General features: G+C 69.4%; 12 protein-coding genes. 3 read left to right on the top strand and 9 right to left on the bottom strand.

The genetic code is table 11. From position 1 onward, the window contains the following. Positions 1-20 precede the first annotated feature (20 nt). The 5 genes from G7043_RS25395 to G7043_RS25415 all read right to left on the bottom strand — a co-directional run bounded on the left by G7043_RS25395 (position 21) and on the right by G7043_RS25415 (position 4,783). Positions 21-872, bottom strand: coding sequence for a carbohydrate ABC transporter permease (locus G7043_RS25395; protein ID WP_166049579.1), 852 nt, complete (start codon positions 870-872; stop codon positions 21-23). Then, complete coding sequence (locus tag G7043_RS25400) at positions 869-1,828, bottom strand: carbohydrate ABC transporter permease (protein WP_166049581.1); 960 nt, start codon at positions 1,826-1,828, stop codon at positions 869-871. Before G7043_RS25400 ends, G7043_RS25395 begins: the two co-directional genes overlap by 4 nt. Next, on the bottom strand, positions 1,825-3,090 hold the full coding sequence (locus tag G7043_RS25405) for an ABC transporter substrate-binding protein (RefSeq protein ID WP_166049583.1): 1,266 nt from the start codon (positions 3,088-3,090) through the stop codon (positions 1,825-1,827). The genes G7043_RS25400 and G7043_RS25405 overlap by 4 nt, the downstream gene beginning before the upstream one ends. Positions 3,091-3,725: 635 nt before the next feature. Then, a complete protein-coding gene (locus tag G7043_RS25410) occupies positions 3,726-3,866 on the bottom strand; it encodes a hypothetical protein (protein WP_166049585.1) in 141 nt (46 codons plus the stop codon). A gap of 38 nt (positions 3,867-3,904) precedes the next feature. Next, a complete protein-coding gene (locus G7043_RS25415; protein ID WP_166049587.1) occupies positions 3,905-4,783 on the bottom strand; it encodes a LysR family transcriptional regulator in 879 nt (292 codons plus the stop codon). 221 nt (positions 4,784-5,004) lie between these two features. Between G7043_RS25415 and G7043_RS25420 the strand changes: the two genes are divergently transcribed. From G7043_RS25420 to G7043_RS25430, 3 genes are all read left to right on the top strand, one after another. Beyond that, positions 5,005-5,415, top strand: a complete 411-nt coding sequence (locus tag G7043_RS25420; protein WP_166049589.1) for a hypothetical protein — start codon at positions 5,005-5,007, stop codon at positions 5,413-5,415. After that, positions 5,412-6,971: a multicopper oxidase family protein gene (locus G7043_RS25425; RefSeq protein WP_166049591.1), complete on the top strand. Its 1,560-nt coding sequence runs from the start codon at positions 5,412-5,414 to the stop codon at positions 6,969-6,971. The genes G7043_RS25420 and G7043_RS25425 overlap by 4 nt, the downstream gene beginning before the upstream one ends. A 150-nt stretch (positions 6,972-7,121) precedes the next feature. Next, the gene (locus G7043_RS25430) at positions 7,122-7,619 is read left to right on the top strand and encodes a dirigent protein (RefSeq protein ID WP_242642661.1); all 498 of its coding nucleotides are present in this window, start codon (positions 7,122-7,124) and stop codon (positions 7,617-7,619) included. Here G7043_RS25430 and G7043_RS25435 read toward each other — a convergent pair. From G7043_RS25435 to G7043_RS25450, 4 genes are all read right to left on the bottom strand, one after another. Then, positions 7,609-7,920 carry a hypothetical protein gene (locus G7043_RS25435; protein WP_166049593.1) on the bottom strand — a complete coding sequence of 104 codons (312 nt, stop codon included), beginning with the start codon at positions 7,918-7,920 and terminating at the stop codon, positions 7,609-7,611. The two genes, G7043_RS25430 and G7043_RS25435, sit on opposite strands and share 11 nt — an antisense overlap. A gap of 38 nt (positions 7,921-7,958) precedes the next feature. Further along, complete coding sequence (locus G7043_RS25440; RefSeq protein WP_166049595.1) at positions 7,959-9,050, bottom strand: RICIN domain-containing protein; 1,092 nt, start codon at positions 9,048-9,050, stop codon at positions 7,959-7,961. 204 nt (positions 9,051-9,254) lie between these two features. Then, entirely contained in the window at positions 9,255-9,449 is a 195-nt protein-coding gene (locus G7043_RS49980; RefSeq protein ID WP_166049596.1) for an IS3 family transposase, read from the bottom strand. A 275-nt stretch (positions 9,450-9,724) separates the two neighbouring features. Then, the gene (locus G7043_RS25450; RefSeq protein ID WP_242642663.1) at positions 9,725-17,104 is read right to left on the bottom strand and encodes a type I polyketide synthase; all 7,380 of its coding nucleotides are present in this window, start codon (positions 17,102-17,104) and stop codon (positions 9,725-9,727) included. Positions 17,105-17,165: the final 61 nt, after the last annotated feature.

Genomic DNA, 17,165 nt, shown 5'->3' on the forward strand with positions numbered 1-17,165 from the left:
TTTCCTTGTGTGCGAGGGCTTCAGCCCTTGAAGGCGCCTTCGAGGATTCCGGCTACCATGCGTCGGCCGACCAGGACGAACAGCACGACCAGCGGGATGGTGGCCAGGAACGAGCCGGACATGGCCAGACCGAGGTCGACGTCGTAGCTGTTCTGCAGCGCCTTGATGGCGATCTGGGCGGTGTAGCGCTCGGGTGACTTGAGCACGATGAACGGCCACAGGAAGTCGTTCCACGCCGTGACGAACCCGAACAGGCCCAGGACGAACGCGGCCGGCCGCACGATCGGGAACGCGATGCGCCAGAACACCTGCCCGGTGCTCGCGCCGTCGATGCGGGCCGCCTGCATCAGCTCGTCGCTGATGGTGGCCGAGATGTGCTGGCGCATCCAGAAGATGCCGAACGCGCTCGCCAGGCCGGGCACGACGAGCGCCTGCAGCGTGTCGACCCAGCCCAGCTCGGACATGATCAGGTACTGCGGGATGACCGAGAGCTGCGTCGGCACGGTCATCGTCAGCACCACCACCAGGAACAGCGCGTTGCGGCCGGGGAAGCGCAGCTTCGCGAACGCGAAACCGGCCAGCGCGCACAGCACCGCCTGGCCGATCCCGATCGAGGTGGCCACGACCAGGCTGTTGAGCAGCGACTGCACGAACGGCACCGTGTCCATGACCAGGCCCGCGAGGTGGAGGAAGTTGCCTCCGGGCACGACCTCCGGCGGCATCCGCGTCGCGGTCGCGGTGTCCGACGTGGCCACGATGAACATCCAGTACAGCGGGAACAGGCACACGACGGTGGCGACGCCCAGCAGCAGGTAGGTCCACCAGCGGACCCGGTCGAGGCGCCGGCGGCGCGGCGCGGTGGTGGTCGTCATCGGTCCGCCTTGATCCGGGTGGACAGCAGGTAGTTGAGCGCGGCGATCACCACGACCATGACGAACAGCGCGACGCCGACCGCCGAGCCGTAGCCGAACTCGAACTGCCCGAAGCCCTGCTCGTAGAGGAACAGCGTCAGCGTCTGGCACTGCCGCACCGCCCCGCACGTGAGTGGCGCGCCCGTGGCGATCAGCAGCGGTTCGGTGAAGATCTGCAGGCCGCCGATGGTGGAGGTGACCACGGTGAAGATGATCACCGGGCGCAGCGCGGGCACGGTGATGTGGCGGAAGCGCTGCCACGGTCCCGCGCCGTCGATGGCCGCCGCCTCGAACACCGAGCGGGGCACCGATTGGAGCGAGGCCAGGTAGAGCAGCGTGGTGTAGCCGAACCACCGCCACATCACCATGGTCGCGATCAGCAGGTGACTGCCCCAAGTGGACTGCACGAAGTCGATCGGCTCCACGCCGACCAGCCCGAGCAGCCAGTTGAACAGGCCGTAGTCGCGGTCGAACAGCTGCACGAACACGATCGCCGTGGCCGCCACCGAGGTGATGTACGGGACCAGCACCGACATCCGGAAGAACAGCGCGAACCGCAGCCGGGCGTGGTTGAGCACGTTCGCCAGCACCAGGGCGAGCAGCAGTTGCGGCACGGTGGAAAGCGCCCAGATGCTCACCGTGTTGCCGGCGGCGTTCCAGAACCGCGGATCGCCGAACATCCGGGTGAAGTTGTCGAACCCGATGAACACCTGGTCGCCGATGGGGTTCCAGTCGAACAGGGCCACGTAGAACGTGAAGGCGAACGGGAACAGCCCGAACACCCCGAAGATCACGAAAAATGGGGCGATGTAGGCGTACGCCGACAGGCGCTCGCCCACACCCGCGATCTTCCTGGTCCTGGGAGGAGGTGGCGCGGCTGTGGAGGCCGGGGAGAGCGTGGCGGTCACGGCGGTCACTCGCCGATGGCGGTCTTGATGTTGCGCAACGCGTCGTCCCACGCCGTGGCCGGGTTGCCGCCGCTCTGCTCGACGTTGGTGATGGCGTTGAGGAATTCCTGGCCGATGACCGCGCTGTCGGGGCCGATGTAGAACGGCTTGAGCCCGAGCAGCGAGTCGGTGTAGATCTTGCCGGTCGGCGCGTCGGAGAAGAACGGGTCCTTCGCGTCGGCGAGCTTGCCGTCCTGGTAGACCAACGGGGTGGAAGGCAGGGCGCCGACCCGGACGAAGTGCTCCAACTGGCCCTGGGGCGACTGCATCTCCTTGATGTACTCCCAGGCCGCCTGCGGGTTCTTCGCGCGCTTGGGGATGGCCAGGTAGCTGCCGCCCCAGTTGCCCGAGCCGCCAGGGATCTTCGCGATGTCCCACTTGCCCTTGGTGTCGGGCGCGGTGCTGCGGATGGTGTTGAGCATCCACGACGGCGCGGACACGGCCGCGTACTGGCCCTGCGCCATGCCCGCGCTCCACGCGCTTTCGAACGAGGACTGCCCGGAGGTGATCCCTGCGGTCGCCGCCTTGATGCCGAGGTCGAACGCGGCCTTCACCTGCGGGTTGGTGCTGTAGACCAGCTTGCGGTCCGCGCTGTGGTACTTCTCCGACACCTGGTTGACCGCCTGGTAGAACACGCTGGTGGCCGCGTTGTCGGTGAACGCCTTGCCAGTGGCCTGCTTGTAGCGCCTGCCCGTCTCGATGAACGCGTCCCACGTCGGCCACAGCGCGCTCACCGCGGCTCGGTCGGTGGGCAGCCCGGCGGCGGCGAACAGGTCGGTCCGGTACGCCACGGCCATCCCGCCCACGTCGGTGGGTACGCCCAGCACCTCGCCGTCCTTGGCGACGCTCTGCCGCCACACCCAGTCCAGGTAGTCGTCCTTGACGTCGTCGGCGCCCAACGTGCGCAAGTCCACGAAGTTCTGCGGCTGCTGCACGAACTGCGGCAGGTTGTCGCCCTGGATGAGCACCAGGTCCGGCACCTTGCCACCGGCCAGCGCCGTGGTCAGCGACTGGGCAGTCTCCGTGGAGGTGCCCACCTCAGTCAGCTTGATCTGGATGTCTGGGCGCTTCGCCTGGTACGCGTCGACGGTCAGCTTCTGGTTGATCGCGGAGAACGACCAGAACTCGAAGGACTTGCCGTCGCCTCCCCCTCCGCCTCCAGTGCCGGGTGTGCAGGCAGTGAGGAGGGCCAGGACCGCAGCGGCGCGGAGCAGGGGTGAGCGGAGTTTCACGACGCTTCTCCAAGGTGTGCGAGAACAAGTGGCACCGTCACCGCGCGGTGGGCCACCGAAAGCGGGCGATCGCGTGAATCGGGTCGAACTCCTGCCCCACCGTGCGGTCGAAACTTTCGTCTCAACTGTGATTGTTAGCGCTCACGACAGTAAGCCGCGCCACAGGGGTCGTCAAGAACCGTTGTGCTACTTGCAATCGCCTAACCGGAAATTGATCCACAGTGGACCTTTACCGCAAACTTTGTGAACGCGAACTAGCTAAAAGTTTCGAAAACCCTTTAGCGGTGACGACCTTGTCGACGTCGGGGCTGGATGACTCCGCCGAGAAGATCATGTCGGTCTGCGGTGAAGCGTTCGATCTGATCGGGTTCGAGAGACTGAGGCCAGCCCGCAGGGGTGCCGCGCCAGCGAGTGGTCGGTGGGTTCGGTGCTCGTCGTAGTGCCGCTCGTACTCACGCGGCGCGTGCTGTAGACGGACCTGATTCCAGATCAGCGCGCGGTTCAACAGTTCGCCGCGAAGGTTCGAGCTGTCCAATAGCGCATGAACACACCAACTGCGCAAGCTTGCTACATGGGGGCTCAAGTCTCGAACATTCTCTTACCCCACGGGATTTAACAGAATCCCGTGGAGTAATTCACGTTTCAGCCTCTTTCAGATCACCGCTCCAATCGAAGGCGAGCGCCGACTGAACTGGACGACGAGCAGTTTCCACAGTTTTCAGTGTTAGTGGTGCGGGTCGAATTTCAAGACGCTGCTCGGTGAACTGCTCTCCCACGGCTGGATGGTCGAACCAGTCGCCGACCGAGGTGTTCACTACAGGTGGCGGAAGTAGTGGCTCGCGAAGTCGGTCAACCGCTGCGCCGCGGCGGAGAAGTAGGTGTCCGCGCGCCAGACCAGTGTCAGGACGCGGTGGCAGTCCGGGGCGTCCAGGTGCATCCAGGTTCCGGGGAGATGGGCGCTGACGCTGCGGGAGTACGCGGGCACCAGCCCGACGCCGAGTCCTGCGCTGATCAGGTAGCCGGTGGCGCCGGGTTCGTCGCTCTCGCAGACGTACTCGGGTTGTAGTCCGGCCTCCGCGAACAGCCGGTCAGTCAGCTCGCGTGGCCAGTAGCCGGGGCGGGTGGTGACGAACGGTTCGCCCGCGAGTTCCTCCAGTCGCACGCGTTTCCGCCCGGCGAGCCGATGTCCCTGCGGCACACCGAGCAGCGCCTCCTCACGCAACAGTTCCCTGGTCTGCAGGTCCGGTCCTGACAGTGGCTGGGAGGCGAAGCAGAGGTCGACTTCGCCGGTGCGCAGCTGTTTCGCCATGGTCGTCGCGGACGACTGGTAAAGCCGGATGTCCACGCCAGGATGTTCGGCGCGGAACTCTGTTACCAGCCCGGTGAGGGTGAGGAGGGTTTCCGCGGCAACGGCGATGCTGCCGTGGTCGAGGCCGGCGGCGTCCTCGAGTTCGCGGCGGGCGTCGTCGAGCTCGCGCAGTCCGCGGTCGACGCGGCGAAGAAACCCGGCGCCGAACCGGTTGAGCCGCAATCCGCGCCCCACTCGGTCGAACAGCGGCACGCCGAGGTCGGCCTCCAGCCGGGCAATGGCGCGGCTGAGCGAGGGCTGCGCGACGCGCAGCTCAGCGGCGGCCTGGCTGAGGTGCTCGCGGCGGGCGACCGCCTGGAAGTAGCGGAGTTGCAGCAAATCCATTCATAGCCTCGTAGTCATCAATACATGTTGGTTCTGGTCTTGGACAGCATAGAACGCGTCGGTAACGCTGTGGACGGTTGAAGAACCACGCGGAAAGAGACCATGACACTCATTGAGACCACCAACAGCGAACCACTCCTGTGCCAAGGAGTGTTCGTCCGCATCGCGAGCTTCGCCCACCGGCGGAGATGGCTCGTCCTGACGCTGCCGGAGGTCGAGCTATGACCAACACAGTCGCGGCGCGGGAACCATCGCCGCTGTCACGTGGGCGGACTGTGCTGGGTGTGACGCGCGGGTGCGTCACCCTGCACACCGTCGCCATCTTCGCCCAGCCGGTGTTCGCCGGCCGCTACCTGACCGGCGACTACGACATGCTCGCGGTGCACGGACTCGGTGCCGACCTGATCACCTGTCTCGGGGTGGCACAGATCGTGCTCTCGGTGCTGCTCTGGTGGCGCGGCGGGACGCGCTGGCCGTTCTGGGCGAGTCTGCTGCTGTTCCTCGGCGAGTCCGGGCAGTACTTCGCGGGGCTGTCCGGCGCGCTGGACCTGCACGTTCCGCTGGGTGTCGCGCTGGCCGTGGCCGCCTCGATCACGCTGGTAGCGATCTGCCGGAATGGAGACCGGCGATGAGCGGGCTGTCCCGGCGTCGGTTCCTCGGCCTGGCCGGCGGGGCGGGGGCGCTGGTCACTGCCGGGCTTGCCGGGCCGCGGCTGTTCGGACCTGCCGCGGCCACCGGGGAACTGGTCGTCAGCCGGCTGCCGCTGCCCGCGCCGTTCCAGGTGCCGCTGCCGATCCCGGCGGTGCTGAACCCGGTCGCCCGGAACCCGGACGCCGACCGGTACGAGATCGTCCAGCGGGAAGCCACCATGGAGATCCTTCCTGGAACGCGCACGCCCATCTGGGGCTACCAGGGCACTTTCCCGGGACCGACCATCGAGTCCCGCAGCGGCCGCACAGCAGTTGTCGTACACCGCAACGAGCTTCCCGTGCCGACCGTCGTCCACCTGCACGGCGGCCACACCCCGGCGGACTCCGACGGCTACACCACCGATCTCGTACTGCCCGCCGGCGGCACCCACACGGCGCACGCCGGCATGCACGATCCGGCCGCGAAGGTGACCCAGGTCGAGCGCGAGTACGTGTATCCGTTGCGGCAGAAGGCAGCCACGCTCTGGTACCACGATCATCGGATGGACTTCACCGGGCCGGCCGTCTACCGGGGCCTGGCCGGGTTCCACCTCGTCCGGGACGACGAGGAGGACTCCTTGCCGCTGCCGCGTGGCGAGCGGGAGCTGCCACTGATGATCGCCGACCGTGCGTTCGCCGAGGACGGGTCCATGCGTTATCCGTCCATCGATCCGACGTTGCACACCGTGCACGGTGTCGAGGAGTCCTACGTCGAAGGGGTGCTCGGCGACGTGATCCTGGTGAACGGGGCGCCATGGCCGGTGGCCGAGGTGTCCGCGACCAGGTACCGGCTGCGAGTGCTCAACGCGTCCAACGCACGCCGCTACGACCTCGCGCTCGATCCGCCGCCACCCGGTGGACAGGCCTTCACCCAGATCGGGTCGGACCAGGGTCTGCTTGACGCACCGCGCGTGCACGACCACGTGACAGTCGCCCCGGCCGAACGGTTCGACCTGGTCGTCGACTTCGGCCGCTACCCGATCGGCTCCGAGGTCACCCTGGTCAACCGGCTCGGCGCCGGCGGCACCGCCCACGTGATGCGGTTCCGCGTCACCCGGCGCGCCACCGAGGACAGCCACATCCCCGACCGGCTCGCCGACATCGAGCCGCTCGACCGCACGCAGGCGACCGTGACCAGAGAGTTCTCCTTCCGCGGCGGCCGGATCGGTGACCGGCACGGCTGGACGATCGGCGGGCATCCCTTCTCACCGACCAGGACCGACGTCCGCCCGCGGCTCGGCGACGTGGAGATCTGGCGCTTCGTGGCGGACGTGCACCACCCGATCCACCTGCACCTCGTCCACTTCCGCGTGCTCTCCCGTGGCGACCGCGAACCAGGACCGTACGACGCGGGCCGCAAGGACACCGTCGACCTGCGCCCAGGCGAGGCCGTGGAGGTGATCGCACGGTTCGACGGCTACCGCGGCCGGTACATGTTCCACTGCCACAACCTCGAGCACGAGGACATGGGCATGATGGCCAACTTCGAAGTCTTCTGAGCGACGCCCGCGCCCCCGATCACGGGCGACGGTGGACACGCCCATCACCGAGGTTCCTTCACCGTTCGGCGACCGATCGCATCCGCGACAGCATGTTCACCACGACTTGTGGCCATGGTCCGCCCACCCGGAACTGAAAGCAGGGATCCAATGCACAACACCAACGCGCGCACCAGGGCGCTGGTCATGAAGTTCATTGCCATGTCGCTCATCACCTTCGCCGCCGGCGGTTGCGGCGTAGACCCGGGCGTGACAGAGACCCTCGCAGGTGATCAGGTCGAAGTCCTCGATCTCAAGGTTGAGAACGATCAGTACGCGGCTCTCGACCTCAACCAGGCGGGGGTGAGCGTGGGCGACATGGACGTCTACTCCGGCAACGCGATGAAGGACGGGCGCAAAGTTGGACGCGGCGGCGGCTCGTGCCAAGTCACGCATCTCGATGGCGAAAAAGTCACCATGCAGTGCGTGATCACGATGGAACTCGAGCACGGCTCCGTAACCATGCAGTCCTTCTGGACAAGAGGCGCGAGTCCGCTCGACATGGCCGTCACCGGCGGCACGGGCGTGTACCGCAACGCGCGGGGTACGGTTCGCTTCTGGGACATCGCAACTCCGAACGAACGGGCGCGCGCGGAGATCACCCGTTGATGTGCGGAGTGAATCCCCGGAGAGCCGAACTCCGCGCTGGCTGATCGAGCAGAATCCTCAAACTCCAACCAACGGCACGATCACCTTTGCCTTGCTGCGCAGCAGGACGCTGCTTGTTGAGCAAGCGCGCGGGAACGACGTTGCCGAGTGTGAGCGTGACCAACTCGGCGACGCGGTCTGGTCTTCCGTTACCGCGCACCGCCGCGTGATTCCAGGGCAGCTGGCTGGCCGGAACATGCTCAGGTCCGGAGCGAGCGGCATCGTCGAGTGGGCGTTCTCTCACCCGGATCTGGTCGATCACCGCCTGAACGGATCGGGGCAGGCCTTCACGTCAGCGGGTCAGAACCTCCACTGCTGGTTCGACTGGCCGGAGCACGACCACAGCACCAGCCGGGTGCCGTTGGCGGAACCGTTCGCCGAGGCGTCCAGGCACAGGCCGGACGCCGCGTTGGTGATCGTGCCGTTGGCGTTGAGGTTCCACCGCTGGTTCGCGCCGCCGGTGCAGTCCCAGATCACCACCTTGGTGCCGTTGGTGGTGCCCCAGCCAGAGGCGTCCAGGCACTTCGAGCCGTAGACCACGAACTGCTGGCCGGAGGTGTAGGCCCAGTTCTGGTTGGTTCCGCCGTGACAGTCCCAGAGCTGGGTCTGGGTGCCGTTGGCGGTGGTCGCCCCCGGAACGTCCACGCACCGGTTCGACGGCACGCCGACGATCTGCTTGCCCGCCGCGGGATCGCCGATGCTGCCGGGCACCGAACGCAGTGCGGTGTACCAGGTCGCGGCCATCTTGTCGTAGCCGGTGGCGGTCGGGTGGACTCCGTCGATCAGGTCCGCGGTGGTGAGTGCGGCGTGCATGTCGACCAGGTGCACGCGCTTGCCCGCGTTCTTCTTGCTCTGCACCATTCCGGGGATCGTGGCGTTGAACGCGCGGCCCGCGGCCTCCTGCCCCTCGTTCGCCATGGGGATGATCGTCGCGACGAACACGTCGGCGTTGGGCGAGGTCGAGGTGATGCGGTCGACCAGGGCCGACAGGCGGGCGGGTGCGTTGGCCACGTCGTGGTTCTGCAGCATGTCGTTGGTGCCGATGTGCAGCAGGACGGTGCGTGGATCGGTGTTGCGGAGCCAGGTGACGATGTTCGCGTCGATCTGGTCGATGCGCCAGCCGGGGTGTCCCTCGTGGTCGTGGTCTCCGAGCGACGACGGGCCGTTGAACTGCGAGCCGACCAAGTCCACCCGGTAGTTCCCACCGCCGAACCGCTGCCACAAGCCGATGCGGTAGCCGCCCGGCACCTGCGTCCCCTCGGTGATCGAGTCACCCAGCGGCATGACCCTGGTGCCGCCGTTGGATTCCGCCACCGCCGGAGCGGTGGGCAGCAGCACGGCGGTGAGCACAGCGGCGGCGCAGACGACGAGCCGCCGGAAACTTCCCTGCATCATGATCTCCCGTCCAACACGGCCAGGTTGCGTTAGCGCTAACACTGCGTAACCCAGCGGTGTCGCGTCAAGACTTCACGCCACGTGAGACGACGGGCTCGCAGAGCAGAGGATCTGCGCACTTCCGCCGACACGACAGGAATGGCCACTGGCGGACCCTGGCTGTTAGCGTTCACACCGCTGGTGCGAGGGGTCTGACACGGCTCAGGACTTCTGCGGCGACAGCCAACTCGCGACCCCCACCCGTGACTTGAAACAGAGCTCGCCACCGCGCACGGCCACGGCCGCCTCGACGGCGGTGGTGATGGCGACGGTCTTGGCGCTGGCCACCTCGCCCTGGTCCCGCAGCTCGGCGGTGATCCGCCGTGACCCGTAGGTCCCGCCGGAGTCCTTGCGCACTGGGTGATCTTCACTTCCAGGTCCGCGCGGCGCCGCCGACGTGGCGTCAGGATCGTTGCCGCGCAACGCTTCACGCAGGCGTGGACATCGGCCCCTTGCTGCCCCGCTGGTCCGGCGACAGGCTGCGCCCTCGGGCTCAGAGGGCGTGAGGCTCCCACGGTTTCGAATTCGCTCAGCGTTCGAGACCATCCCGCACTTTCCGGCACGGACCAGAACACTTGGGACGACATCGCGCGACGAGGCGCCGGACGCCCACCCACCCGAGCAGCGTTGACTCAACTCCGAATCCGCCACCTCGACATGGACTGATCGACCCACACCCGGATCGCCTCGGCGGTGGTGCCTGCGTGATCGGTGAGCACCGTGTCGTGGTGACCCGGCACGTCGACCGAGGAATGCGGCAACGGCCAGCGCGGCTTCCAGTCGCGCGCCGGGTCGGCCTCTGCCATCTCCGGTGTCGGGCCACCGCGCACCAGCAAGGTCGGCACCGGAGAGGCCGCGGGCCGCCAGCCGTCGAAGATTCTGCAGTAACCGCCACCCGCGAGCGCCACCAGGTCCGCGGCGGGATCGTCGTAGAGCTCGCTGGGACGACGTGTTTCAGCGGCCACCAACGCGAGAGCGCGGGCGTCGTCACGCCTCGCCACACCGTGGTCGGATTCCAGCAGCACCACACCTGCCGGAGCCCCACCGGTCGCGGCCAGGTGGGCTGCCAGCGCGTGTGCCACCAGGCCACCGGCGCAATGTCCGATGAGGACGGTCGGCCGGTCCTCGGCCACCGCGCGCACCGAGTCCGCCAGGGTGCGGACGAGCGTTTCCACGTTCTCCGGAATGCCTGGGTCGGCGCCGAAACCGGGGTAACCCAACAGGAAGAGATCGTGCTCGCCCTCGAACCGCTTGCTCAGCTGGACCGGTACCGGGTCGCCGACCGCGAGGTAGCTGGGCAGGTAGCACAACACCGGCTCGGCGTCCCCCGCAGCGAGCCGCATCGGGGCGACCACGTGCCGCACGCGCTCATCTGTGGAGAACGACGGTAGCGCGTACGACGCCAGGATCCTCAGACCCATCGCCTTGGCCGGGCCCTGGTCGCGCAGGATCCGGTGGTACAGCGCGGCCGGCCTCAGGTTCGGCGCCGGAGCTGCGGGAGCGGCACCGATCAGCAGGGAGTGGACGTGGGTGGCGAGCCGCGGCAGTGTCGGATGGTCGAACACCGTCGTCGGACTCAGCCGCAGCCCGGTGACGGCTCCGATCCGGTTGCGCAGCTGCAACACCGTCAACGAGTCGAATCCCAGCTCGGCGAAGTCCTTGTCCAGCGGCAGTGAAGCCGAGTCCGGGAAGCCGAGCACCGCGGCGACCTCGGCCCGCAGCAGGTCGGTGAGCACCGCGAGGCGTTCTTCCGCCGGCGCCTCGGCGAGGGTGCGGCTCCAGGTGGCCGGTTCGGCGTCCGCCGCGTCGTGGATCAGGTCACGCAGGATCGCGGGCGCGGGGCCCTGTCGCCGCGCGTCCAGCAGGACGGGCACGAGCACGGGTTCGGCGGTGCGCATGGCCCGGTCGAACGCGGCCATGCCGGCGGCCGCGCTGAGCGGGAGCACACCGTCGTTCTGCCGCGGCGAGCTCATGCCACCATCCGACTCCCACAGGCCCCAGGCCAGCGACCGGGCGGGCAGTCCGTGTGCGGTCCGGTGCCTGGCCAACGCGTCGAGGAAGCTGTTCGCCGCCGCGTAGTTCGACTGTCCCGGCCTGCCCAGTACGCCAGCGGCCGACGAGTAGAGCACGAACGCCGACAGTTCCAGGTCCGCCGTGGCTTCGTGCAGGTGCCAGGCGGCATCCGCCTTCGGGGCGAGCACCTCCGCGAACCGCTTCGAGTCCATGGCGCCCAGCACGCCGTCGTCCAGCACACCCGCGAGGTGGAACACCGCGGTCAACGCCGGGTCGCAGGAGGCGACGAGGTGGTCGACGGCTGCTCGGTCGCTGACGTCGCACGCCACCACGACGACCTCCGCGGCCAGCTCGTCCGCCCAGTCCGGTCGTTCACCGCGGCGGCTCGCCAGCGTCAGGTGCCGCGCCCCGTGTTCGGACACGAGGTGGCGGGCGAGGATCGCGCCCAGCGCACCGGTGCCGCCGGTGATCAGCACCGTGCCGTCGCGGTTCAGCGCGAACGGGTCACCTTCCGGAGCGGGTGCGCGGACCAGCCTCGGGGTGAGAAGCTGCCCGCCGCGGACGGACACCTGTGCCGCGCCCGAGGTGCTGGCCCTGTCCAGTGCGGCGTCCGATGCCGGGTGACCGCACAGGTCGACCAGCACGACACTGCCCGGTTGTTCCTGCTGCGCGCTGCCCACCATCCCCCAGACCGCGGCGGCGGCCAGGTCCGGATCAGGGCCGGTGGCGTTGTGGGTGATCATGACGAGCGGGTCGGCGTGCGGCTTTTGCAGGCGGTCGAGTGCGGCCGCGACCAACTGCCGGGTGCGCTCCGGAGGCGTTCCGGTCGCCCCGATGGTGCGGGTGTCGAACACCTCGCCCGCAGGCACCGCAGGCGCACGTGGGACCGGGACCCAGTCGATCCGGTGCAGCGCGCGAGCGGCGACGGCTACGGCGTGGGCACGACCGTCGAGGCGTCTCGTCACCAGCGACTCGATCGTCGCGACCGGCCTGTCCGCCGGGTCGGTGAGCCGGACCCGGACGTCGTCCGGACCGTTGCGGGTGATCCGCACGCGCGCCGCCACCGCGTCGGTCCGGTGCAGCTCGACACCGGTGAACGCGAACGGAATCCGCACCGCGTCCTGTTCCTCCGGGGCCGCGGCCAGCAACGAGGCGTGCAGGGCGGCGTCCAGCAGGCACGGGTGCAGAGCATGCGCGGCAACGGCTTGAGCCTCACCGCGAGGCAGGTCCACGTCGGCGAACACCTCGTCGCCCCGCCTCCACAGCGCGGTGACGGCCCGGAACGCGGGACCGTAGCGGTGCCCGCGCACGGCCAGTTTGCCGTAGCTGATGGGCACCCGTTGTGCGCCAGGTGGCGGCCACGCTCCGGGCGATTCCTCAGGCGACATCGCGGGCCCGACGGTCGCGGTGGCGTGCCGCGTCCACTCACCGTCCGAAGCCGCCCAGATCGCAACCTCGAGCCCGGTTGCGACGACCTGGATTCGTGCCTCGCCCTCCAGCAGCAACGGCTGGTGGACGACCAGCTCGTCCAGCCGCGCCGAACCGGTCGCCTGGAACACCATGTCCACGAAGGCGGTCGCGGGCACGACCACGTCGTCGTTGACCCGGTGATCGGCGAGCCACGGCTGCCCGGCGGTCGACAAAACGCTGGTGTACCGGACTTCCGGACCGTCGGCGTCGGGTTGTGGCTCGCCCAGCAACGGCGCGCGGACCTGGGCCACCGGCGTGTGGTCGAGCCAGTAGCGCTCGCGCTGGAACGGATAAGTCGGGAGATCGCAGCGGCGGGCGCCGCTGCCCGCGTACACCGCGGGCCAGTCCACGGGTACTCCGTGGACGTGCAGGGTGGCCAGCGCGTCGAGCAGCGCAGCCGGCTCGTTCCCAGCAGACCGGGACGTCGGCACGGCACCGTCCACGAGCACGGTGAGCGCGGTGGCCGGGCCGACCTCGGTGAAGATCGCGGCGCCTGCCTCCGTCAGCCAGTCGACGGCGTCGGCGAAACGAACCGGTTCCCTGGTCTGCCGCACCCAGTACCCGGCCTCGGTGAGCGCCTCGGACTCCGGGCGACCGGTCAGCGTCGACACCACCGGCACCACCGGCAGGCGGTAGGTGACCGACTCGGCGACCGTGCGGAACTCGGCGAGGACCGGGTCCAGGAGCGGCGAGTGGAACGCGTAACCGCCCCGCAGCACCTTGTGCGGCCTCCCGATCCGCGCGACCGCCGCGTCCACTGCCGTCGCGGTTCCGGAGAGCACCACGGCACCGGGCCCGTTGACCGCGGCGATGGCGACAGCACCGTCGAGGTGTTGCGCCGCATGCGCCTCGGTCGTCTGCACCGAGACCATCACACCCGGCCGCATCGCGGCCATCGCCCGGCCTCGCGCCGCGACGAGCCGGACCGCGTCGGGCAGGGACATCACGCCGGCGACGTGCGCCGCGGCCAGTTCGCCGATCGAGTGACCGACGACGTGCCCCGGCCGGACACCCTGCGCGTCGAGCAACGCGCACATCGCCACTTCGAACGCGAACAGTGCGGGCTGCGTGTAGTCCGTGCGGTCCACCAGATCCGCGGGCAGGTCTGCCAGTGAGATGCCGAACGACGCGAACTCGGCGAAGACCGAGTGGTAAGCCTCCCCGAAGGCGGGGAACGCCGCGGCCAGTTCCCGTCCCATGCCCGGCCGTTGTGCGCCCTGACCGGTGAACAGGAACACCGGCCGCGGGTCGTGTTGTGCAATCGCCCTGCGCACCAAGGGGTTTTCGGCGCCACGGGCCAGATCGCGCACACCGGCCAGCATGTCCGCGCGCTCGCCGGTGAGCACGGCGGCCCGGTGGCGCAGCGGGGCTCTGGTCGTCGCGAGCGAACACCCGATGTCCACAACGGACTCGTCGGACAGCGCCGCGGCGATTCTGGCCGCGTTGGCCCGCAATCCGGCCTCGTCGGCGCCGCCGATCACCCACGGCGCCGTGACCACCGTCAGCGGGGGCCGGGTGTCCGGTGCGGGCGGTTCCTCGATGATGACGTGCGCGTTGGTGCCGCCGATGCCGAACGACGAGACCGCGCCACGCCGGGGCCGCTCCCCCTTCGGCCACGAGGTGTGCTCGGCCACCAGCCGCACCGCACCGGCCGACCAGTCGACGTGGGGCGAGGGGATGTCCGCGTACAACGACTTCGGCAGCTCGTCGTGGCGCAGCGCCCAGATGAGCTTGATCAGTCCGGCCACCCCGGCCGCGGCTTGCGTGTGCCCGAGGTTCGACTTGACCGACCCGAGCAGCAGTGGGCGGTCCTCAGCGCGGCTCCTGCCGTACGTCGCCAGGAGCGCGGCGACCTCGACGGGATCACCGAGTCTGGTCGCCGTGCCGTGCCCCTCGACGACGTCCACATCGGACTCGTCGAGGCGCGCGTCCCCGAGTGCGAGGCGGATGACTTCCTGCTGCGCCACCGTGCTGGGCGCGGTGAGCCCGTTGGAAGCACCGTCGGAGTTCACCGCGGACCCGCGCAGCACGGCGAGCACCGGATGGCCGTTGCGGTGCGCGTCCGCCAGCCGTTCCAGCACGACCACGCCCGCGCCCTCGGCCCACCCGGTGCCGTCCGCGCCTGCCGAGTACGAGCGGCACCGGCCGTCCGGGGACAGGGCCCGCTGCTGGCTGAACGCGATGAAGGACCGCGGGGTGGCCATCACCGTGGCGCCACCGGCCAGTGCCAGCGAGCACTCCCCCGCGCGCAGTGCCCTGGCTGCCAGGTGCAGGGCGACCAGAGAGGACGAGCAGGCCGTGTCGATCGTCATCGACGGACCGCGCAGGCCGAGCACGTAGGAGATCCGTCCGGAAGCAACGCTGCCCGCCGAGCCGAGCACCAGGTGGGACTCCATGTCGGGCAGGTCGAGCCGGGACTCGTAGCCACCGTGCATCAGTCCGACGAAGACGCCGGTGTCCGTGCCGCGCAACGACGACGGCGCGACACCGGAGCGTTCGAGGGCCTCCCAGGCGACCTCCAGGAGCAGCCGCTGCTGGGGGTCCATCGCCAGCGCTTCCCGCGGTGAGATCCCGAAGAACGACGGGTCGAAGTCCGCCACGTCGAGCAGGAACCCGCCCCGGCGGGTGTAGCTGGTCCCGGCCCGCTCGGAGTCCGGGTCGTACACCGAGTCCAGGTCCCAGCCCCGGTCGGCGGGGAAGTCGCCGGTCGCGTCGGCACCGTCGCGCACCAGCCGCCACAGGTCCTCGGGTGAGCCCACGCCACCGGGATACCGGCAACCGATCCCGACGATCGCCACCGGCTCTGCGGGGTCGAGGCGACGAGTCACCCGCTCGGTGACCTCGACGGAACCGCCACCCAGCAGTTTCGTGAGGTGCGCCGCCAGTGCTTCGGGAGTCGGGTACTCCCAGACCAGGGTGGCCGCCAGCCGCAGCCCGGTCCTGGCGGTGAGGCGCTGCCACAACGTCGTCGCCTGCAGCGACGTGACGCCGAAGTCGGCGAACGCGGTGCGCGGATCGGGCCGGGTGCCGTTGATGGCGGCGAGCTCGTCCAGCACCAGTTCGAGCACCCCGGCGAGGCGTTCGCCGGGTGGCCGCGCGGCAAGCGACTCGGCGACGTCCGTGCGCGCCTGCACCAGTGAGTCGCGGAGCACCCGGCGTCGCGGCTTGCCGGACCCCGTGCGCGGAACCGCCGGGAGGAACAGGACCTCCTCCGGGACCTTGTGTGCGGAGAGGACCTCGGCGCAGGCACCGAGCAGCGCGGCCGGGTCGACCGGATCACCCGCGGGCACGACGAACGCCACCGGCGCCTCGCCCGTGAGCGGGTGTGGTCGCGCGACCACGGCCACGTCGTGGACACCCGGCAGACCGAGCAGCACCCGTTCGACCTCGGCCGGGTCGATCTTGTGCCCACCCCGCACGATGCGATCGCTCACCCGCCCGGTGACGGCGAGGTGCCCGTGCGCGTCCAGACGCCCCTGGTCGCCGGTGCGGTACCACCCGTCCGGCATCGCCTCGGCGGTCAGTTCCGGTGCGTTGTGGTAACCGGAGATCAGACCGGGGCCACGCACCCAGATCTCGTCGTCGGGACCGGTCAGCCGGACCTCGACACCGGGGATCGGCGGGCCGCTCGTGCCGGGCACGCGTGGCGCGCCCGCCGGTTCGACGGCGATCATGCCGCACGTCTCGGTGCTGCCGTAGCAGTCGTGCAGCGGTGCGCCGAGCGCCGCTTCGACCTCCGTGCGCAGCACCGCCTCGCTGGGAGCGCCCGCCGTCAGGCAGATCCGCAGCGACGGCGCCTGCACCAGGCCGGTGGCGAGCAGCTGACGGTAGGTCGCGGGCACGCCGGCCAGCACTGTCGGTTCGAAGGTCGTGATCAGGCCCGCCACGACGGCCGGATCCCGGCGGGTGCACACTCGCGCGGTCGCGCCGGCCACCACGATCCCCAGCAGGCACAGGGAATGGGCGAAGCTGTGCGACATCGGCAGCGGCCACAGCAGCCGGTCCCGCGCGTTCAGCCCCAGCACCGGCCCGTAGCAGTGCGCAGGTGACCACAGGGCAGCGCGCTGCGTGGAGACCGCCGCTTTCGGCGTGCCGCCGGTGCCGGAGGTGTAGATCAACCATGCCGGCTCGTCGAGTCCGAGATCGTCGCGCGGTCGTTCCGCCGTCTCGGTGGCGACGTCGTCCCCCAGGACGAGGATCCGCTCGTGGCCGAACGCCCGCACTCGCGGCAACCGGTCCCGATCGGTCACGACCAGGGCCGGCGCGCAGTCGGCGAACAGGCCCGCCAGTTCCGCGTCCGTGCTGTGTGGACTGATCAGCACGCCGACCGCCGCCGCTCTGGTCACCGCGAGCAACGCCTCGACGATCGGCACACCGTCACCGAGCAGAACGGCGACTCGGTCGCCGCGACCGACCCCGAGTCCAGCCGCGAGCCGTGCGGTCCTGGCCTCCAGGTCGCGCCAGGTCACGGCCCGGGAATCGTCCTCGTACGCCACCTTGTCCCCGTGCACGCGAGCGTTGTCTTTCAACAGCTCAGGAAGAGGACGAACGAGCACACGAACCCCCGACGAGTTTCTTCGGCTGCTGACA

Origin of the sequence: Lentzea alba (assembly GCF_011067745.1) — a bacterium.
Lineage (GTDB): Bacteria > Actinomycetota > Actinomycetes > Mycobacteriales > Pseudonocardiaceae > Lentzea > Lentzea alba.